The organism is Robiginitalea aurantiaca (assembly GCF_030380815.1).
GTDB classification, from domain to species: domain Bacteria; phylum Bacteroidota; class Bacteroidia; order Flavobacteriales; family Flavobacteriaceae; genus Robiginitalea; species Robiginitalea aurantiaca.
Map to the genome: position 1 here is coordinate 1 of NZ_JAUDUY010000045.1, position 374 is coordinate 374.

General features: G+C 48.7%; 2 tRNA genes. Both read right to left on the reverse strand.

Going from position 1 to position 374, the window contains the following annotated elements:
• Positions 1-2: 2 nt before the first annotated feature.
• Positions 3-76 (reverse strand) — tRNA-Ala (locus QU605_RS15375).
• Between the two features lie 190 nt (positions 77-266).
• Positions 267-340: transfer RNA gene (locus QU605_RS15380), tRNA-Ile, on the reverse strand.
• Positions 341-374: the final 34 nt, after the last annotated feature.

Genomic DNA, 374 nt, shown 5'->3' on the forward strand with positions numbered 1-374 from the left:
CGTGGAGAATACCGGAGTCGAACCGGTGACCTCCTGCGTGCAAGGCAGGCGCTCTAGCCAGCTGAGCTAATTCCCCATCTCTGTCAGTCGGCAGTTACTTAAGTGCCAGCCGGCAGTCAATGATTGCTCAACTTCCAGAATTTCCAATACAAATTTTAAAGAACATCGCAACACTACCCCAGGGATCTGAACCCCTAAAAGGCGTACCGCTTTTTAATCTAGCCACCAATCAAATACCTCTCGCATCCGATTCGCAACCATGCTCGTAGTCTCAGGCAGACTCGAACTGCCGACCTCTACATTATCAGTGTAGCGCTCTAACCAGCTGAGCTATGAGACTATTTACAGTTTATAGTTTGCAGTAATCACAGTGC